17 protein-coding genes are annotated in these 19,359 nt (G+C 72.7%); 4 read left to right on the top strand and 13 right to left on the bottom strand.

The window, feature by feature from the left end:
- Positions 1-129: 129 nt before the first annotated feature.
- The gene (locus IE244_RS23070) at positions 130-546 is read right to left on the bottom strand and encodes an SsgA family sporulation/cell division regulator (protein ID WP_191875456.1); all 417 of its coding nucleotides are present in this window, start codon (positions 544-546) and stop codon (positions 130-132) included.
- Between the two features lie 348 nt (positions 547-894).
- Between IE244_RS23070 and IE244_RS23065 the strand changes: the two genes are divergently transcribed.
- Positions 895-2,334, top strand: coding sequence for a PP2C family protein-serine/threonine phosphatase (locus tag IE244_RS23065; RefSeq protein WP_191875455.1), 1,440 nt, complete (start codon positions 895-897; stop codon positions 2,332-2,334).
- A gap of 54 nt (positions 2,335-2,388) precedes the next feature.
- Here the strand turns inward: IE244_RS23065 and IE244_RS23060 are convergent, their stop codons facing one another.
- The gene (locus IE244_RS23060) at positions 2,389-3,882 is read right to left on the bottom strand and encodes a DNA-binding protein NsdB (RefSeq protein ID WP_191875454.1); all 1,494 of its coding nucleotides are present in this window, start codon (positions 3,880-3,882) and stop codon (positions 2,389-2,391) included.
- Between the two features lie 335 nt (positions 3,883-4,217).
- On the opposite strand from IE244_RS23060, the gene IE244_RS23055 reads away from it, so the two are divergent.
- Together IE244_RS23055 and IE244_RS23050 are read left to right on the top strand one after the other, a co-directional pair.
- The gene (locus IE244_RS23055; RefSeq protein WP_191875453.1) at positions 4,218-5,363 is read left to right on the top strand and encodes an aminoglycoside phosphotransferase family protein; all 1,146 of its coding nucleotides are present in this window, start codon (positions 4,218-4,220) and stop codon (positions 5,361-5,363) included.
- 298 nt (positions 5,364-5,661) lie between these two features.
- Positions 5,662-7,629 (top strand): N-acetylmuramoyl-L-alanine amidase, encoded by a 1,968-nt coding sequence (locus IE244_RS23050; RefSeq protein WP_191875452.1) that lies wholly within the window; start codon positions 5,662-5,664, stop codon positions 7,627-7,629.
- A 16-nt stretch (positions 7,630-7,645) separates the two neighbouring features.
- Here the strand turns inward: IE244_RS23050 and IE244_RS23045 are convergent, their stop codons facing one another.
- The 9 genes from IE244_RS23045 to IE244_RS23005 all read right to left on the bottom strand — a co-directional run bounded on the left by IE244_RS23045 (position 7,646) and on the right by IE244_RS23005 (position 16,741).
- A complete protein-coding gene (locus IE244_RS23045; RefSeq protein WP_191875451.1) occupies positions 7,646-8,143 on the bottom strand; it encodes a hypothetical protein in 498 nt (165 codons plus the stop codon).
- A gap of 157 nt (positions 8,144-8,300) precedes the next feature.
- Positions 8,301-9,722, bottom strand: a complete 1,422-nt coding sequence (locus IE244_RS23040; protein ID WP_191875450.1) for a 3-hydroxybutyrate oligomer hydrolase family protein — start codon at positions 9,720-9,722, stop codon at positions 8,301-8,303.
- A gap of 135 nt (positions 9,723-9,857) precedes the next feature.
- A complete protein-coding gene (locus IE244_RS23035; RefSeq protein WP_191875449.1) occupies positions 9,858-11,090 on the bottom strand; it encodes an extracellular catalytic domain type 1 short-chain-length polyhydroxyalkanoate depolymerase in 1,233 nt (410 codons plus the stop codon).
- Positions 11,091-11,302: 212 nt separating this feature from the next.
- Positions 11,303-12,205 carry a universal stress protein gene (locus tag IE244_RS23030; RefSeq protein ID WP_191875448.1) on the bottom strand — a complete coding sequence of 301 codons (903 nt, stop codon included), beginning with the start codon at positions 12,203-12,205 and terminating at the stop codon, positions 11,303-11,305.
- Positions 12,206-12,343: 138 nt separating this feature from the next.
- A complete protein-coding gene (locus IE244_RS23025; RefSeq protein ID WP_191875447.1) occupies positions 12,344-12,586 on the bottom strand; it encodes a DUF397 domain-containing protein in 243 nt (80 codons plus the stop codon).
- Between the two features lie 82 nt (positions 12,587-12,668).
- Positions 12,669-13,835, bottom strand: coding sequence for a thiolase family protein (locus IE244_RS23020; protein WP_191875446.1), 1,167 nt, complete (start codon positions 13,833-13,835; stop codon positions 12,669-12,671).
- Positions 13,832-14,881, bottom strand: a complete 1,050-nt coding sequence (locus tag IE244_RS23015; RefSeq protein ID WP_191875445.1) for a thiolase family protein — start codon at positions 14,879-14,881, stop codon at positions 13,832-13,834. The genes IE244_RS23020 and IE244_RS23015 overlap by 4 nt, the downstream gene beginning before the upstream one ends.
- Complete coding sequence (locus tag IE244_RS23010; RefSeq protein ID WP_191875444.1) at positions 14,878-15,819, bottom strand: Zn-ribbon domain-containing OB-fold protein; 942 nt, start codon at positions 15,817-15,819, stop codon at positions 14,878-14,880. Before IE244_RS23010 ends, IE244_RS23015 begins: the two co-directional genes overlap by 4 nt.
- A gap of 121 nt (positions 15,820-15,940) precedes the next feature.
- On the bottom strand, positions 15,941-16,741 hold the full coding sequence (locus IE244_RS23005) for a crotonase/enoyl-CoA hydratase family protein (protein ID WP_191875443.1): 801 nt from the start codon (positions 16,739-16,741) through the stop codon (positions 15,941-15,943).
- Positions 16,742-16,940: 199 nt separating this feature from the next.
- Between IE244_RS23005 and IE244_RS23000 the strand changes: the two genes are divergently transcribed.
- Complete coding sequence (locus IE244_RS23000; RefSeq protein ID WP_191875442.1) at positions 16,941-18,557, top strand: acyl-CoA synthetase; 1,617 nt, start codon at positions 16,941-16,943, stop codon at positions 18,555-18,557.
- Here the strand turns inward: IE244_RS23000 and IE244_RS43020 are convergent.
- A complete protein-coding gene (locus IE244_RS43020) occupies positions 18,512-19,183 on the bottom strand; it encodes an alpha/beta fold hydrolase (RefSeq protein WP_308436280.1) in 672 nt (223 codons plus the stop codon). The genes IE244_RS23000 and IE244_RS43020 overlap by 46 nt on opposite strands.
- Positions 19,114-19,353, bottom strand: a complete 240-nt coding sequence (locus IE244_RS43015; RefSeq protein ID WP_308436279.1) for an alpha/beta fold hydrolase — start codon at positions 19,351-19,353, stop codon at positions 19,114-19,116. The genes IE244_RS43020 and IE244_RS43015 overlap by 70 nt, the downstream gene beginning before the upstream one ends.
- Between the last annotated feature and the right edge of the window lie 6 nt (positions 19,354-19,359).

The following is a 19,359-nucleotide window of genomic DNA, read 5'->3' as shown; positions in this document are numbered from 1 at the left end:
CACACCGCGCGCCAGGGTGCCCGTGGTGAGGGACAGGGTCCATACCGGTGCGATGAGGCGGAGGTGAACAGAAGTCGAAGTGGTCCGGGGTTCCCCTCGCACCCCGCCGAAGCGCGGACCCCGCCGGCCCTACACCCCGCCGAACAGGGCGCTCAGTCCCCGCTCCACCACTCCGGCCACGTCCTCCTGCCCGGCCGCCACCGCCGCGTAGGTGCGCAGCAGGAAGCGGCGCAGGGCGGACGCGGGGAACTGCAGCAGCGCCAGGCCGTGGGGCGAGTGGAACTCCACGACGGTACGGGTGTGGCCGTACGGCCATATCTGCACGTCCCCGTGGCCGGCCGGGGCCCGCAGTCCCTGGTCGAGCAGGGAACGCGCGAAGATCCAGGTGACCTCCTCGCCCTCCAGGGCGGCCTCGGCGGGGAAGTCCACACGGACGGCCAGCGGGTCGTCCGCGGTGTAGCGCAGCGTGGCCGACACGGGGATCTCCACGTCGTCGGCGGTGATGAGCTGGGCCTGGGCGGGCTGTTCGACTGTGATGACGTCCATGCCTGTATGGAGTACTCGAAGGCGCCTCGCATGCCGCCAAATCCGGTCAGAGTTCGACGGGTACAAGACGAACGCGGCACCTGGGAACACAGGAGCGACGAACACGTGAGTGAGCGTCCACGAGAAACCGCCCACAGGGGAACAAGTCCCGTACATATCCTACGACTTGAACCGCCGAGCGCGTACGTCATTCGTGCGCGGGGATCACTCCGGGAAGACTCTGGCATATGCCGGAAGCACCACCGTATCGTGTGGTGCCAAATCCCTTACGGGCCGTCGCGGGCTGTGCGAGAGTCGTAACGGTCCCCCCTGTCCTCCCCGGCCGTATCGTCCCCATCGGAGTGCGTCATGCCGTCCCCAGTCTCCGCGGACCACCCAGCCGCCCAGCCACCCGGACGCGGCTCGGTCGAGGCGTTGATCACGCAGACGCGGCGGCTCAAGGGCGATGTGGACGCGGTACGGCGGGACGCCCGGAGCGACGGTGCGGACCCGGAGGAACGCTGGCAGCGCGCCCTGTACGACCTCGCACTGCACCAACTGGACGACCTGGACGCCCACTTGGCCCAGCTGCGGGACGGCCCCGAGGTCGCGCCGGCCGCCCCGGCCGGTCCTGCCGAGGCTCCCGTGGTCCCGCCCGTGCCGACCGCCGGTCAGAGCGGCTCGCTGCTCAGCCGGGTGGGCAGCGCCGAGTGGAACCTCCTGACGGACGAGGCGACCTGGTCCGGGGAGCTGTACCAGATCCTCGGCCTCGACCCGGCCGCCCCCGCCCTCACCCTGGACGAACTGCCCTCTCTGGTCCTGGAGGACGACCGGCCGAAGCTGACCGCGATGGTCACGGACTGCCTGGTCGACGGCAAGCCGATCGACGGCGAGTTCCGCATCGTACGGCCCGACCGCGGTGTGCGGGCGGTGCACATGATGGGCGAACCCGTGCTCGGTGCCGACGGCGGCACCGCCTCGATGTGGGCCGTGCTGCGGGACGTCAGCGAGCTGCGCCGCTGCCGGGGGACGCTGCGCGAGACCCGTGACTCGCTGCAGCGTCATCGCCGGCAGGAGCAGACCGAGCACCGGATGGCGGCCGAGTTGCAGGAAGCGGTGCTGCCGCCCTGGCGCGGCTCCCTGCGGCTCCCGCACCAGGGGCCCCGCACCCTCGACCTCGCGGCCCGCCGGCTGACCGCGACGACGACCACGCCGCTCGGCGGCGACTGGTACGACGCGCTGGAGCTGTCCGACGGCGAGACCCTGCTCAGCGTCGGCGATCTCACCGGGCACGGGGTGACCGTCGCCACCGGCATGGCGACACTGCTCGGCGCCGTACGCGGTATGGCCCTGGCCGGCTCCCGGCCCGGTGAACTGCTCGGCATGCTCAACCAGTTACTGGACGCGACCGTGCAGCCCGCCCTCGGCAGCGCCGTCTGCTGCCGCTACCGGCCCGACACCCGCACCCTGGTCTGGGCACAGGCAGGACACCCCGCCCCACTGCTGTACCGCGACGGGACGGGGCGCCTGCTGCACGCTCCGGACGGCGTTCTGCTCGGCGCCACCTCCGGCGCCGTCTACGGGCAGGCCGAGATGACCCTGGAACCCGGCGACCTCCTTCTGCTGCACACCGACGGAGTGGTGCCGGGGCAGAGCTCGGCCGACGCCGTGGACCGCCTGCTCGCCCTCGCCCCGCGGTTCGACGCGGCGCGCACCGCGCAGGACTGCGTACGCACGGTGGTCGAGGAGTTCGGCGGAACGGGACGTGAGGACGACGCCTGCGTGCTCGTCGCCAGGGTCACCGCATGAGCTGAACGGTGCGTGGGTGGGATGGTCCGGCGCACAGGTCCTGTGCCTGTGCGCTCACGCCTGTGCGCTGGTGTTGCCCTTGGCCCTCGGCTTGGGCAGGGCGAGCCGGATCTCCTCCCGCAGTTCATGGATCTTCGGATAGCCGGCGTACTCGGCGGTCAGCCGGTACATCTGGCGCAGCCGGTCCCAGGTGCGACGCGACGAGTTCGAGCCCATCGACATCAGGGCCAGCCGCGCGTAGCGATCGGCCTGTTCGGGGTCGTCGGCGATGAAGCAGGCCGACGCCATGGACAGATGGTCGAAGATCTTCGAGCGTTCCCGCCCGTCGACGCGCAGGGCCAGCGCCTTCTCCGCGTAGTGCTGGGCGTGCACGGCCGCGTCCGGGTCGAACTCGGCCAGCGTGCGGTAGGCCAGGGCCTGCATGCCGTACAGGTCCTCGTCCTTGAAGGTCTGCATCCAGTCCGGTGTCCGCGCCTCCTGCCGGTCGGAGACGAAGAGGTCCTCCGCCTGGCCGAGGGTGCGGCGCATCGCCTGACCCTTGCCCATCGACGCCTGCGCCCAGGCCTCGATGGTGTGGAACATCGCCTTCGTGCGCGGCTGCAGACCGTCACCCGCGCCGGACTGGGCGAGCTTCATCAGGTCCAGCGCGTCGTCGGGCCGGCCGAGGTGCACCATCTGCCGGGCCGCCCGGGACAGGGCCTCGCCGGCGCGTGGTCGGTCTCCGCCCTCTCTGGCGGCATGGGCGGCGATGACGAAGTACTTCTGCGCCGTGGGCTCCAGGCCGACGTCGTGCGACATCCAGCCCGCGAGGACGGCCAGGTTGGCGGCGACGCCCCACAGGCGCCGCTGGAGATGGGGTGGATGGTGGTAGGCGAGCATGCCGCCCACCTCGTTGAGCTGGCCCACGACCGCCTTGCGCTGAAGCCCGCCGCCGCGGGCCGCGTCCCAGGCGCGGAACACCTCGACCGAGCGCTCCAGTTCCTCGATCTCCTGCGACCCGATGGGGGCGGCCTCATAGCGGTCGAACCCAGCGGGGTCGGCGTGCAGGGGGTCGTCGAGAACGGGGGCGTCGGCCTTCAGGGCCGGGTCGGTGCGCAGCCAGTCGTACATGGCGCTGCTGAGTGCGGATCCCGCGGCGAGCGCGGCACCCGCGCCCACCAAGCCGCGTCGGTTGAGCATGAGGTCCATTCCCGTGAATTCGGTGAGGACCGCGGCGGTCCGTTCGGGCGCCCACGGCACGCCGTCGGGATGTTCCTCGATCCCGTCGCCCTGCCGTTTTCCCGTACGCCCGTGCCGCACCAGACCGAGGTCCTCGATGGTCACGACACGGCCGAGACGCTCGGTGAACAGAGCCGCCAGCACCCGCGGTACCGGATCGCGCGGGATCTCTCCCATGTCGATCCACCGACGGACCCGGGAGGTGTCGGTCGACAGCTGGGGGTGGCCCATGGCCGCCGCCTGCTTGTTGACCAGCCTCGCGAGTTCGCCCTTGGACCAGCCGGCCAGGCCGAACAGGTCCGCCAGACGGGTGTTGGGTTGTCCGCTCACGTCAAGCCCCCAGGTTCTCGGCTGAGTTGACAGTAGCCCGGTGGAGGTTGCCGGGCGACTATTCGCCAGGGTTCGCCAGGGTCCGCCAGATGGTGTGCCACTGGGCATCGGGTGTCGAGTAGGAACGCGCCACCCCGACCCGGTCGCAGCTCGGCCTCGTCGAGCTGTCGGGTGCATTCCCCAGGGTGCACCCGTACGGCCGGGCCGGGCAGGCGCACGCTCGCAGTGCATGCGATCGGAGTACGGGCTCCTCGAACGCCCGGGCCCCGCGCATGTGCGCCGAGCACGGAACCACAGGCAGGCACCGCAGGCACACGAAGGGATCTGTATCTCCCATGTACGCAGCATCGTCCTCCGTGTCCGCCCCGCCCCGGCCGCTGCGCTCCCGCCCGGCGGGCGGCGGACCGTATCTGGACCCGGTGGCGCGACCGGGCGGACCCGTGCCGGTCGCGGGCCGGCCCCGGCGGGTCCCCGGCCAGCCCGGCACCCAACCGCTCAGCGGGAGACTGGACTTGTCCGGCCCCCAGGGTGCGCAGCTGCGCACCGCGATCGCCTCGGTGCACCGGATCTGCCCGGAGTTCGCTCCGGTACAGGTGCTGCGGCGCAGCGGACGGTCCGTCCTCCTCGTCGGGACGACAGGGCGCAGCACGGCCGTGGCCAAGTGTCTGCTGGACCACTCGACCGCCTGGGCCGAGCGGTTCCGCCACGAGATAGCCGCATACCGCTCGTTCGTCCGGCACCGGCCCCCGGTCCGTGTGCCCCGGCTGATCGCGGCGGACCCGGACAACTGCACACTGGTGATCGAGCGTTCGCCGGGCCGGGTGGCGGCGCTCCAGCGGCATCCGGCGGAGGCGCCGCCCCGCGCGGACATCCGGGCCGCGCTCGGCGCGATCTGCCGGGTGAACGCCTGGCGGCCCCCGGCGGGCACGTTCGACATGCCGCTGGACTACGGCACCCGGATCTCCCGGTACCACGAGTTGGGCCTGCTCACCGACCGGGACCTCGGCGACCTGCAGAAGCTGCTGCACGGCATCGCCCACGAGGTGGGCCGCCACGGCATGCTGCAGTTCTGCCACGGCGACGCCCTGCTGTCGAACATCCTGCTGTCCCCGGCCGGTCCAGTGCTGGTGGACTGGGAGCACGCGGGCTGGTACCTGCCGGGGTACGACCTGGCGACGCTGTGGCTGGTGCTCGGGGACGCGCCGGCGGCCCGGCGCCAGATCAGCCAGATCGCCCAGTCGGCGGGGCCGGCCTCACGGGACGCCTTCCTGGTGAACCTGATGCTGCTGCTGACCCGGGAGATCCGTACCTACGAGACGGCCGTGCAGCGTTCGATGCACGACGCGGCCCCGGCGGCGACGGGCCTGGCCCACCCGGGTGCCGTGCCGTCCGGCGAGGAACAGCGGCTGCTGCTCAGGCGGCTGCACGACGACTGCCAGATGGCCCGCAGGGCCGTCCGTGCGGCGGTCGGCACTCGCTGACGGGGACGGAGGTCCGCGGTGCGCCAGAGCGGCGGCGCACCGCGGACCTTCGTATGTCCGGGCCGGGTACCGGGTCGGCGCCGCGGCCTTCGTACGCGCGTCCGACCGTGGCCACTGGTGTACGCCAGTGAAGCCCCGCAGGCCCGCGCGCCGCCGCCGCGAAACGCGCCGGAACCCCTCCGTGACAAGGGAAATCCCTGTCCTGACGGCATCATTGACGGATCGTCGGCAAGCCGGTACCACTGACCCAGCTCGGCGCCGCACGCCCCGCCACGCCCGTCCGTCCCAGGAGGCCGCATTGCGAGGTTCCGCCACCGACCCCACGTCCGCACCCGGCCACAGACACCTGCGGCGGGCCGCCGGCCCCCTGGCCTCCGCGGCCCTGCTGCTGCCCCTGCTCGGCGCGGCTCCCGCGCAGAGCGCCGCGGACTCCACCGACCATCTGCAGGAGGCGTTCGCCACCGCGGCGGCGGACTACCACGTGCCGCAGAGCGTCCTGCTGGCGGTCTCGTACCTGCAGTCCCGCTGGGACTGGCACGCCGGGGCGCCGAGTGTGACCGGCGGCTACGGTCCGATGCACCTCACGGACGCCCGGACCGCGCTCGCCGTCACGGAGCACCTCGCCGAGGGCCCGGGGGACGCCCGCGGCGACACGGCCCGCGCCGCCGTGCACCCCGACGTCCAGGTGCCGGCCGAGTCCGCGCTCCCGGCCCGCCTGAAGACGCTTCGGAAAGCGGCGGAGCTGACCGGCCTGCCGGCCGAGCGGCTGCGCACCGACCCCGCGGCGAACGTGGCCGGCGGCGCCGCCCTGCTCGCCGCCGCGCAGAAGGAGCTGGGCGAACCGCTGAGCGCCGACCCGGCCGACTGGTACGGAGCGGTGGCCCGCTTCTCCGGCGCCGACGACACGGCGACCGCGGCGGCGTACGCGAACGACGTGTACGACGTCCTGCGCACCGGTGAGGAGCGCACCACGGACGACGGCCAGCTGGTCGCGCTGGCGGCCCAGCCGCTGCTGACCGCGGACACCGCCCCGCTGCGGCGGGCAGGCCTGCGCACGCTGCCCCGGGACGGTGTCGAGTGCCCCAGCTCGGTGTCCTGCGAATCGGTCTGGGCGCCGTACGCGGAGTTCGGTGACGGCGACTACGGCAACCACGACCTCGGCGACCGCCCGGTGTCACAGCGCATCAGGTACCTCGTCATCCATGACACGGAAGGCACCTGGGACGGGGTCCTGAACCTGGTCCAGGACCCCACCTACGTGTCGTGGAACTACACCGTGCGTTCCACGGACGGTCTGATCGCCCAGCACGTCAAGGCGAAGGACGTGGCCTGGCACGCGGGCAACTGGGACGTCAACGCCCGGTCCATCGGCATCGAGCACGAGGGTTTCCTCGCCGATCCGGACGCCTGGTACACGGAGGCGATGTACCGGTCCTCGGCCCGGCTGGTGAAGTACCTGAGCGAGAGGTACGGCATCCCGCTGGACCGGCAGCACATCCTGGGCCACGACAACGTGCCCGGTCCGACCGCGTCCTCCGTCCCCGGCATGCACACGGACCCGGGTCCGTACTGGGACTGGCGGCACTACTTCCAGCTGCTGGGCCACCCGTTCAGGCGCAGCCCGGGCAAGTCGTCCGGGCTGGTGACGATCCTGCCTGACTACGCGGCGAACCAGCCGACGTACACGGGCTGCGCCACGAGCGGTGTCGCGTGCGCGGCGCACGGCTCCAGCGAGGTGCGGCTGTACACGGACCACGACGTGAACGCGCCGCTGGTCAAGGACGTCGGTCTGAAGAAGGACCCGACCGTCGACGTGAACGACCTGTCCTCCCGGGTGTCCACGGGCCAGCAGTACGCGGTGGCGGACCGCTGGGGCGACTGGACCGCGATCTGGTACCTGGGTCAGAAGGCCTGGTTCCAGAACCCGCGCAAGGCGGCGACGGCGGTGCCCGCCCAGGGGCTGGTGATCACGCCGAGGGACGGTCTGGCGAGCGTGCCGGTGTACGGCCGCGCGTACCCGGAGAAGGAGGCCTACCCGGCGGACGTCCCCGCCCAGGCGGTCGTCCCGCTGCCGTACACGATCCCGGCCGGACAGAAGTACGTGGTCGGTGACGTGGTGCCCGGCGAGTACTACTACGCGGTCACCTTCACCACCGATGCGCACCGGGTCGTGGTGGGCAAGGACCTGTACTACGAGATCCAGTACGGCCACCGGGTCGGGTTCGTGCGCGCCGCGGACGTGAGCGTCGAGGGCTCGGCGGGCTAGCCGCGCGCCGCCTGCGTCAGCCCTGCTGGAAAAGCTCCGCCGGGAGCGGCTTCAGCAGGGCGTACAGGTCGTCGGTGATGGGGCGGTCCCACGCGGCGATGGTGACGAGGACGCCGTCGCTGCGGTCGAACTGGACGCAGGAGATCCGTGACTCGGACAGCTTCAGCCGCCGCACGATGAGGAGGTTGTCGCCCTGGAGGACCGGGGTGTCCTCGACACCGACGACGGTGACCTCCTCGCCGTTCTCCAGCGCCAGCAGCAGCTGGCCCACCTCGAAGGGGATCTCCCCCTCGGCGACCTCGCGGGCCGGGGAGCCCTCCGGCAGATTGCCGATGATCATGGCGGGACCGCGGCCGCCGAAGAGGTCGTAGCGCAGGAAGACACCCTGGCAGGTGCCGTCGGGGGCGGGCAGCAGGCCCGCGCCGAGGTTGCCCGGCCAGTCGCCCGGGTCCATGGCCAGCACGTCGAAGTCGGGTCCGGCGGGAGTGGCGCTGCGGCGGCGGAGGAACGACATGCGGCCATGGTACGTGCCCGGGCACTGGTGGGTGACCTGGGCTCCGCCGGAAGTACCGTGACAGGCCGTCGATCATCGGCGGCCCGTCGTGGCCGGCCGGGCCCGCTCGGCGCGGCCGCCTGCCGAGCGCGGTCCGCCCCTTCGCGTGCGGGTCCGCTCAGCTCAGGGGGCAGGTGGTGAGGAGCGTGGCGGGGGCCGCGTCGGGCGGGCGGGGGACCGTGCGGTCCGCGGGCGGGAGCACGTTTTCGGTGATCCAGCGTTCCAGGGCCTCGAAGGCCGAGCGGTGGCAGGGCACCATCGGGCGCAGCCGGCCGGGGAAGGCGTCGACGAGCGCGTCGGTGTGGGTACCGTCCTCGATGCGGTAATAGCGCAGCAGGGAGCCCCGTCCGGCCGAGTGGACCATACGGGCGTAGACGTCGGAGTCCTGGCTGATCGGCAACAGCACGTCGAGGGTGCCCTGGAGGGTGATCAGTGGCTTGCCGATGCGTCCGGTGAGGGCGATCCGGCCGACCGCGCGGCGGACGGCGGCGGGGCGGGCCGCGTAGTCGTAGTCGGCGTCGCAGGCGGGGGTGCCGGAGGCGCAGAACGGGGTGCCGGCCTCGGTGGCACCGTCGTAGCCGGGGTCGAGTTCCTCCCGGTAGATGCGCTGGGTCAGGTCCCAGTAGACCTGGTGGTGGTACGGCCACAGGAACTCGGAGCCCGCCGGGAAGCCCGCCTTGTGCAGGGCGTCCCGGGCGGCGGCCGCCGCGGGGCCGCCGGCGGCGTAGACGGGGTAGTGGCGCAGTGCGGGCGGCAGGAAGGTGAGCGGGTTGGGTCCGGCCGTGCGCCAGAGGGTGCCTTCCCAGTCGACTCCGCCGTCGTACAGCTCGGGGTGGTTCTCCAGTTGCCAGCGTACGAGGTAGCCGCCGTTGGACAGACCCGTCGCGATCGTGCGGGCCGGGGGGCGGTGGTAGCGCTGGGTGACCACGGCGCGTGAGGCTCGGGTGAGCTGGGTGAGGCGGGTGTTCCACTCGGCGATGGCGTCGCCGGGGCTGTGGCCGTCCCGGTAGAAGGCCGTGCCGGTGTTGCCCTTGTCGGTGGCGGCGTAGGCGTAGCCGCGGGCGAGCACCCAGTCGGCGATGGCCTTGTCGTTGGCGTACTGCTCGCGGTTTCCGGGGGTGCCGGCGACGACCAGGCCGCCGTTCCAGTGGTCGGGCAGGCGGATGACGAACTGGGAGTCGTGGTGCCATCCGTGGTCGGTGTTGGTGGTGGAGGTGTCCGGGAAGTAGCCGTCGATCTGGATGCCGGGGACACCGGAGGGTGTGGGCAGGTCCTTGGGCGTGAGGCCGGCGTAGTCGGCGGGGTCGGTGTGGCCGGAGGCCACGGTGCCGGCGGTGGTCAGTTCGTCCAGGCAGTCGGCCTGTTGGCGGGCGGCCCCGGGGACCCGGAGGTGGGTGCGGCCGGCGCAGTGGTCGTCCGGAAGGCCGGTGGGTGCCGCCGTGGCCGGCGTGGTCAGGAGCAGGCAGGCCCCGGCGAGGGAGAAGGAGAGGGTGTGGACGGCGGTTCGGCGTGCGGGCCGTCCGGGGGGTGTGGTGGGCATACGGGGTTCCTCCGGCTGTGGGTGGACGGCTGGAGGCTAGGGGCGAGGTGGGCGCGCCGGACATGTGTGGGGCCGCCATGAAGGCGGCCCCCGCAGCGTCGTCGGCCACCATGGCCGGGCCTGGCTGTCCGTCGGTCAGGGGCAGCCGTTGTCGGCGATGGTGTAGTAACCCGTGGGTTGTTCCTTCAGGGTGTGGGTGACGAAGGTGTTGTAGAGGCCCATGTTCTGCTGGGATCCCTTGGCGTACGTGTATCCGCCGCTGGCGGTGGCCCGGCCTGCCTGCACCTGGGCGTAGTTGCTCGCCGTGTGGCAGGAGGCGCCGCCGCCACCGCCGCCGCCCGGGTCGGAGGTGTCGAGGCCGAAGAACCGGGCGATCCAGTAGCCGGCGCAGATCGAGGCCGGGAAGTAGGGGGCTCCGGTGCTGCCGCACTGGTCGGTGCCGGTGCCGGGGTCGACCGGGGTGCCGTGGCCGATGCCGGGGACCCGGTCGACCTCCACGGCGACCGTGCCGTCGGCGGCCAGGTACTGGTCCTGCTGGGTGGCGTCGGGGCCGATGGTCGTGGTGCGGCTCGGGGTCGGGGGGAGGCCGTGCAGGGCCGTCCACTGGTCGCGCAGCTCCGTGGCGTTGCGCGGGACGACCGTGGTGTCCTGGTCGCCGTACCAGATGGCGGTGCGCGGCCAGGGCCCGGTGTACGACGGATAGGCGTCCCGCACGCGCTGGGCCCACTGCTCCGGGCTGAGGTCGACGCCCGGGTTCATGCACGTGTAGGGGCCGTCGTCCCGGGTGCAGTCGTAGGGCAGGCCCGCGACGACCGCGCCGGCGGAGAAGACGTCGGGGTAGGTCGCGAGCAGGACGGCGGTCATGGCGCCGCCCGCGGACAGACCGGTGACGTAGACCCGCTGGGGGTCGGCGCCGTAGGCGGTCACGGCCTGGCCGGCCATCTGCCGTACGGACAGGGCCTCGCCCCGCCCGCGCCGGTTGTCCGTGTCCTGGAACCAGTTGAAGCACTGGCTCGCGTTGTTGGCGGTGCCGGTCTCGGCGAGGACCAGCAGGAAGCCGTCGCGGTCGGCGATCCGGGGCAGGCCGGAGTTGTCGGCGTAGACCTGTGCGTTCTGGGTGCAGCCGTGCAGGGCCACGACGACCGGAGGGTGCGCGGGCAGGGACGCGGGGCGGTACACGTACATGGTGAGGGCGCCCGGGTTGGATCCGAAGTCGCTCACCCGGGTGAGCGCCACGGAGGCCCGGGCGGCGGGTACGGGCCCGGTGAGCGCGGTGCCGAGGACCAGGGCGACGACGGCGAGGAGGCGGGCCAGGAAGCGGGCACGGGGCGGCGCTCCGGGCGGCTTTCGCAACGGTGGCAGCGGCATGAGCGGCTCCTTCGTCAGGACACGTGTCCCGGCCGCTCGTGTGTGGGCGGCGCACACGGCGCCGGGCGTGGCGGAACCGTATGTACGCGGGTGGGCCGCCACCATGGCGCGGGACACCACAGCCGGATCCATGCGGGTCGGCGTCGGGGGGATTGCTGAGTGCCGTGCGCTCTGCTAAGCCCACGCCGCCGCGCCCCGCCGGGCTGCCGGGCTCACGCCTGCGGTGGTCCCGGCGGCACGACCGCGACCGGGCTCGCGGCGTGCAGCAGGACGGCCTGGGTGACCGAGCCCATCATGCGGGCCGGCGCGAGCAGCCGCCGCCGGTGCCGGCCGACGACGACCAGCTCGGCGTCCTTGGACGCGGCGACGAGGTGGCCGGCCGCGTCGCCGGGCAGGGCCTCGGCGTCGGCGCGGACGTCGGGGTGCCGCGTGCGGTGCGGGGCGAGGAAGCCCTCGGCGAGGGCGCGGGTCTCGTTCTCGACGGCGTCCCGGTCGGGCTGGGGCGGCACGAGCTGGCCGGGCGCGGACCAGGTCTGCGTCGGCCACGGGTAGGCGGCGATCACCTGGACGCGGGCCCGCCGCAGGGCGGCCTCGGCGAAGGCGAAGGCGAGGGTGGCCTCGTCCGGGCTGTCGGCGTGCAGGCCGACGACCACGCGCGGCCCGGGCTCGGCCGGCCCCTCCCCGTGCACCTGACGGCCGGGCCGGGGTACGACGACCACCGGGCACTCGGCGTCCCGGGCGGCGGCCAGGCCGTTGGAGCCGAGCAGGAGGCTGGCGAAGCCGCCGCGGCCCCGGGAGCCGAGGACCAACAGCTCGGCGTCGGAGCCGAGTTCCGGCAGCACGGCGCCCGGTACGCCCTCCAGGGCGACGTACTCGACGGCGGGCTCCGCGCCGCGGTCCGCGAGCCGGGTGCGCACGTCGTCGAGGACGGGATCGCCCCCCGCCTCGGGCGGCGCGGCGACCAGCACGTCGGCCTGGCCCCAGGCGGCGTACTGGCGTACGTGCACCACCCGCAGCGGTGCGCCTCGGCGGCGGGCGGCGTCGAAGGCCCACTCCAGCGCACGCAGGCTGTCGTCCGAGCCGTCGACCGCGGCGATGACCGGCGCAGTGCTCATCGTCCCTCACCTTTCGGAACACGACCTTCCCCGTGCTGGGGCCAGCCTGGCGCAGGCGGTGGTCCCAGCGGGGTCCTGTGGGTCGCGTGTCCGGAAATCGGCTCGGAACACCCCCGGTTCAGGTCAGGTGGGTCCGGTTCAGGTGAGGTCGAACTCCCCTTCCCGGGCTCCGGAGACGAAGGCACCCCATTCCGCCGGCGTGAAGATGAGGGACGGGCTCTCCGGACGCTCGCTGTTGCGCATCGCGATGAAGCCCTCGACAAAGGCGATCTGGACATCGCCCAGCCCTCGGCTGCTGGACTGCCACTCGGCCTTGCTGAGGTCCAGCTCCGGCTTGTCCCAGGCCGCGAGCGGCTGCTGCTGGGTGGTGGTCTCGGCCACGTCCGTGCTCCTCCCGGTTCGTCGTCCGCGGCTCAGCCTAGCGACCGCCCACGATGCCCGACAGGCCACGTGGGGAGGACTTTCAGGACTGCGGTGGCCGCGCTCCCACGAGCCACATGGAGAAGAACTGGGAGCCGCCGCCGTAGGCGTGCCCGAGCACCCGGCGGGCGCCGTCCACCTGGTGTTCCCCGGCCTGGCCGCGGACCTGGAGGGCGGCCTCGGCGAAGCGGATCATGCCGGATGCGCCGATGGGGTTGGTGGACAGCACACCGCCCGACATGTTGACGGGCAGGTCGCCGTCGAGTTCGGTCACCCCGGCCTCGGTGAGTTTCCAGCCGCCGCCCTCCTCGGCGAAGCCGAGGTTCTCCAGCCACATGGGTTCGTACCACGAGAACGGCACGTACATCTCGACGGCGTCGATGTCCCGGCGGGGGTCGGCGATGCCGGCCTGCCGGTAGACGTCGGCGGCGCAGTCCTTGCCGGCCTGGGGGGAGACGAAGTCCTTGCCGGCGAACAGGGTGGGTTCGCTGCGCATGGCGCCGCCGAGCATCCAGGCGGGCGGCCGGGGCGCGCGCCCGGCTCCGGCGCGGTCGGTGAGGACCATGGCGCAGGCGCCGTCGGAGGACGGGCAGGTCTCGGAGTAGCGGATGGGGTCCCACAACATGGGTGAGGCCTGCACCTTCTCCAGGGTGATGTCGTGCTCGTGGAGGTGGGCGTAGGGGTTCTTCAGGGCGTTGCGCCGGTCCTTGTAGGCGACGAGGGAGCCGATGGTGTCGGGGGCGCCGCTGCGCCGCATGTAGGCGCGCACATGGGGGGCGAAGAAGCCGCCGGCGCCGGCGAGGAGGGGCTGCTGGAAGGGGATCGGCAGGGACAGGCCCCACATGGCGTTCGACTCGGACTGCTTCTCGAAGGCGAGGGTGAGGACGGTGCCGTGGACGCGGGCGGCGACCAGGTTGGCGGCCACGAGGGCGGTGGATCCGCCGACCGAACCGGCTGTGTGCACCCGCAGCATGGGTTTGCCGACCGCGCCGAGGGCGTCGGCGAGGTAGAGCTCGGGCATCATCACGCCCTCGAAGAAGTCCGGCGCCTTGCCGATGACCACGGCGTCGATGTCGGCCCAGGTCAGTTCGGCGTCGTCCAGCGCCCTTCGCGCGGCCTCGCGGACCAGTCCGGCGATCGACACGTCCCGGCGGGCGGCCACGTGCTTGGTCTGGCCGACGCCTACGACGGCGACGGGCTCCTTGCTCATCGTGGATCCCCTTCGAGTACGGCGACCAGGTTCTGCTGCAGGCAGGGGCCGGAGGTGGCGTGGGCGAGGGCGCGGTCGGACTCGCCGCGGTGGACGCGGGCGGCGGCCTCGCCGATGCGGACGAGTCCGGCGGCCATGACGGGGTTGGCGGCCAGCGCCCCGCCGGAGGGGTTGACGCGGACGTCGTCGCCGAGGCGGAGCGCCCTGCGCAGGATCACCTCCTGGGAGGTGAACGGCGCGTGCAACTCGGCGGTGTCGACGGGCCGTTCGAAGGCGCCGGCCCGCTCGGCGGCGAGCCGGGCGGAGGGCGAGTCGGTGAGGTCGCGCACGCCCAGGCCGTGGGCCTCGATGCGGTGGTCGATGCCCCGGATCCAGGCGGGCCGCTCGCACAGCTGCCGGGCCCGCTCCCCCGCCGCGAGGATCACGGCGGCGGCGCCGTCGGAGACGGGTGGGCAGTCGCCGGTGCGCAGGGGCCGCACGACGTAGTCGCCGTGCGGCTGCGGGCCCTTGAGCTGGGCGTGCGGGTTGGCGGTGGCGTCGGCCCGGCTGCGGGCGCCGACGGCGGCCAGGGCCGGTTCGTCCGTGTGGCCGGCGTCCATGAGGGCCTGCGCCTGGAGGGCGGCGAGGGCTACGGAGTCGGGCCACAGAGGTGCGAGGTAGTACGGGTCGAGCTGGCGGGTGAGCACGTCCCGTACCGAACCGGGCGAGCACTTGCCGTAGGAGTACACGAGCGCGGTGTCGGCGTCGCCGGTGAGCAGCTTGGTCCAGGCCTCGTACAGCGCCCAGGCGCCGTCCATCTCGACGTGCGACTCGGAGACGGGCGGCCAGGCGCCGACGCCGTCGAGGGCGAGGGTGAAGGAGAAGGCGCGGCCGGCGAGGTAGTCGCTGGAACCGGAGCAGGTGAAGCCGATGTCCGCGGTCCTGAGTCCGGTCTGCGCGAGGGCGCCGTGCAGCACCGGCATGAGCATCTCGACCTCGGAGGACTCCTCGGTGGAGCGCCGGTGGTCGGTCTGGGCGAAGGCGACGACCGCGATCTCCCGGGTCACAGCAGCTCCTTGTAGGTGTCGTAGTCGGCGTCGGGTTCGCCGGTGGGCCGGTAGTGGTCGGGGTAGCGGGCGCCCTCGGTCCACACGGGCTCGACGCGCAGGCCCATGCGCACCTGGTCGTAGGGGATGCCGCCGATGCGGGCGTGCAGGGCCAGGTCGGCGCCGTCCAGGGCGATGTGGGCGTAGACGTAGGGCACCTCGATGTCGAGGTTCCTGGCCTTGATGTTGACGATGCAGAAGGTGGTGACGGTGCCGCGGGGACCTACCTCGACCTGTTCCGCTGTGGCCACGCCACATGTGGGGCACGCACCTCTCGGCGGGACGTACACCTTGCGGCAGGAGGGACAGCGTTCGCCGACGGTCCGCTGTTCGGAGAGGGCGTGGATGTAGGCGGACTGGGCGCGGCCGGGTGAGTAGGTGTAGTCGAGGCGGGCGGGGGCGACGATGCCGGTGAGGGGCTCGGTGAACTCGCCGCTGTGGTTCCCCGGCTGCCCGGGCTCTGCGTCGTACGGCTCGAAGCAGGCGATGTCGGTGATGGCGCCGGTGCGTTCGCCGGCCCAGCGGACGCGGACCCGCATGCCGGTGTGCACGGCGTCGGGGCCGGGGGCGGCGAGGGCGTGCAGCAGGGCGGTGTCGGCACCGTCGAGCCGGACCAGGACCCAGGCGAAGGGGGTGTCGAGGGGCTGGCCGCGACGCGGCTCGTGGTTCCAGGCCCATGTGGTGACCGTGCCCGTGGGGGCGACTTCCACCAGGTCGTGGATCTCCTCGGCGGTGCGGGGGTCGTACTCGACGGGCGGGACGAGGGTGCGTCCGTCGGTGGTCCGCACGCCGAGGACGACGCGCTCGCGCAGACCGGTGAGGAAGGCGCTCTGGACGGGGCCGAGGGAGCGGGTGAAGGGGAATTCGACGACGAGGGGGGCTTTGAGCACTTCGGGCATCGGGAACCTGCCTCCTTCGAGCGAGGTCGGTGAGGTCGCGCCCTGCGAGGGCGCGGGGCTGTGTCGCTACGCGGCTCCGCCGCACGGCCCGCTGTGTCCGCACCGCACCTGCGGCGGAGCGTTACGCGCGCTTGTAGACGGGGGGCCGCTTCTCCGCGAAGGCACGGGCGCCTTCCTTGGCGTCGGCGGTGTCGAAGACCGGCCACCCGCGGGCTAGTTCGGATGCGAGCCCGTCGGTCTCCGTCAGCTCGGCGGTCTCGTACACGGACGCCTTGACGGCCTCGACGGCGAGCGGGCCGCAGGCGTTGACCTGCTCGGCGATGCGAAGGGCCTGGTCGAGGGCGGTGCCGTCGGGGACGACGTGGCCGATCAGGCCGATCGCGGCGGCCTCCCGGGCGCTGTAGGGCCGTCCGGTGAGCAGCATCTCCAGGGCGTGGGTGCGCGGGATCTGGCGCTGCAGCCGGACGGTGGACCCGCCGATCGGGAAGAGGCCGCGCCTGACCTCGAACAGGCCGAAGGTCGCGGACTCGCCCGCGACCCGGATGTCGGTGCCCTGGAGGATCTCGGTGCCGCCGGCGACGCAGTACCCTTCGACGGCCGCGATGACCGGTTTGCGTGGGCGATGGTGGCGCAGCATCGCCTTCCAGTGCAGGTCCGGGTCGGCCTTGAGCCGGTCGCGGTAGTGCTCCCCTTCCATGCCGTTCCCGGCGAGCGCCTTGAGGTCCATCCCGGCGCAGAAGGAGCCGCCGGACCCGGTGAGGACGATCGAGCGGATCCCGTCGTCCGCGTCGGCCTCCAGCCAGCCGTCGTGGAGGCCGACGAGCATCGGGAGCGAGAGCGCGTTCCTGGCGTCGGGCCTGTTGAGCGTGAGCACCAGTGTGGCGCCCTCGCGCCGCACGGTGAGGTGTTCCGTCCCGCCCATGGGCTTTCTCCCCTCGGTGAGAACGAGAACAGGTTGCAGGAGGCGGGGAGGCACTTCAAGGGAGCTTCCAAGCTTTTCTGACAGTCAGTCAGATTTCTTTGACGCGGGCCCTTCCCACTTGCCGCGCGCTTTGCTCTGATGACCGGCGAACCGACCGATGCGCCTGTGTTCGTCAGGACTGCCGGGGTCAGGAGGAGCGGTGGAGTACAACCTTGCCGACCTGTTCGAGTCGGTCGTCGACGTGGTCCCGGACCGCGAGGCGCTCGTGTACGTCGACCATCCGGGCACCGGCGCCGAGCGGCGCCTGTCGTACGCGGAGCTGGACGCGGCCGCCAACCGCATCGCCCACCACCTCGCCGACTCCGGGATACACCCCGGGGAACACCTGGGCCTGCACCTGTACAACGGCGTCGAGTACCTGCAGACCGTGCTGGCCTGCCTGAAGGCGCGGATCGTCCCGGTCAACGTCAACTACCGTTACGTCGAAGAGGAGTTGGTGTACCTCTACCGGGACGCCGATCTGGCGGCGCTGGTCTTCGACGCGGAGTTCTCGGACCGGGTGGCGGGTGCGCTGCCGCGCGCGCCGAAGCTGCGGCATCTGCTGCGCGTCGGACCGGAGGCGACCGGGGTGCCGGGCGCGGTGGCGTTCGCCGACGCGGAGGCCGCCGGCTCGGCCGGGCGGGGCTTTCCGGCCCGCTCGGGCGACGACCAGTTCGTCATCTACACCGGCGGCACGACCGGCATGCCGAAGGGTGTGATGTGGCGGCAGGAGGACCTGTTCTTCGCCGGGCTGGGCGGTGGGGCACCGACCGGTGAGCCCGTGAAGACGCCTCAGGAGCTGGCCGAGCGGGTCGCCGCCGGCGGCTCCGGGATCACCTTCTTCCCCACTCCCCCTCTGATGCACGGCACCTCCACGCTGACGGCGTTCATCGGCTTCAACTTCGGCCAACGCATCGTCCTGCACCGCAAGTTCGTGCCCGAGGAGGTGCTGCGCACCGTCGAGCGGGAGAAGGTCACCAGCATGTCACTGGTCGGCGACGCGATGCTCCGGCCGCTGATCGACGCGCTGAGCGGACCGATGAAGGGCACGGACTGCTCCGCCCTGTTCAGCGTGTCCTCTTCGGGCGCGATCATGTCGGAGACGGTGCGCCGGCAGTTCCGGGAGCTGGTCCCGAACGCCATGCTGCTCAACAACTTCGGCTCCTCCGAGTCCGGTTTCAACGGGACGGCGACGGAGGACTCGGGTCCCGAGCGCGGCTTCCGCATCCGGGTCAACTCCCGTACGCGCGTGGTGGACCCGGCGACGCGCGAGCCGGTCGCGGCGGGCGGGATCGGCCGCGTGGCACAGTGCGGTCATGTCCCGCTGGGCTACTACAACGACCCGCACAAGACGGCGGAGACCTTCTTCGAGAAGGACGGACGGCGCTGGGTCCTGCTCGGCGACATGGCGACGGTCGACGAGGAGGGCGTGGTGACCGTCCTCGGCCGCGGCTCGCAGTGCATCAACACCGGGGGTGAGAAGGTCTACCCGGAGGAGGTCGAGCAGGCGCTCAAGGCGCACCCCGACGTGTACGACGTCCTGGTCGCCGGGGTGCCCGACGCCACCTGGGGCAGTCATGTGGCGGCCGTGGTGCAGCTGCGCGCGGGGGCGGCGCATCCGTCGCTGGCCGACATCCAGAGCCACTGCCGTACCCGGCTGGCCGGCTACAAGATCCCCCGCCAGCTGGTCATCACGGAATCCGTCCAGCGGTCCCCGAGCGGCAAGGCCGACTACCGGTGGGCCCGGGAGGTGGCGGTCGCGGCCGACCGGCGGTGACACCCCGGGGTGTCCGGTCCCCTCACCGACCCGATATGACCACTCTGTGCCCATGACGGCGTCTTTCGATCACTTCTGGTGACCGGCGGTCGGACCAGTGCCACCGGCCCTGGTCTCCCGCACCGGCACCGGGCCCCGCTCGGTACCGCGGCTCCGTCGAGTACGCGCTGCACAGCCTCATCGGGTTCGTGCGGCGCTACGGCGACGACAACACCGTGCTGGTCTTCCTGGGCGACCACCAGCCCGTACCGGCCGTCACCGCGCACAGCCCGCGCAAGGACGTGCCGGTCACCCTCGTCGCCCACGACCCCAGGGTGCTGTCCCGGATCACCGGCTGGGGCTGGACGGAGGGCCTGAAGCCCGCGCCGAACGCCCGGGCAGCCGGGGCGGGTCGAGCGGCACGGGGCGCAGACGTCCTCCAGCACCAGCACCAGGTGTCGTACGGCACCGGGATCGCGCTGCGCCAGCAGGTAGGCGACGATGCCGCCCAGCGAAGGGCGCACGGCGTCGGCGCCGGCGAGGCCGAGGGCGGACAGCAGGGCATGGACGTCGTCGCTCATCGTCTCGGCCCGGTAGCCCCCCGGCCCGTCGCCGTGCCCGTGGCCGCGCAGGTCGGGGGCGTGCACCCGGCGGGGACGCGGGGTTCCGCGAGCCGCTCGGCGAGGTGCGCCCAGTCCCCGCCGTCCGCACCCCGGCAGTGCGACAGCACGAGGGACGGGGCGTCCGCCGGGCCCCAGGCCCGGCAGGCCAGGGTGATGCCGTTCGCTTCGACGGTGTGCAGCGCCGCGGTGTCCATGCCGGA

Origin of the sequence: Streptomyces filipinensis, assembly GCF_014649495.1 — a bacterium.
Classification (GTDB): domain Bacteria; phylum Actinomycetota; class Actinomycetes; order Streptomycetales; family Streptomycetaceae; genus Streptomyces; species Streptomyces filipinensis.
Note: the sequence above shows the minus strand (reverse complement) of the source record. Positions and strands in the feature narration are given on the sequence as shown.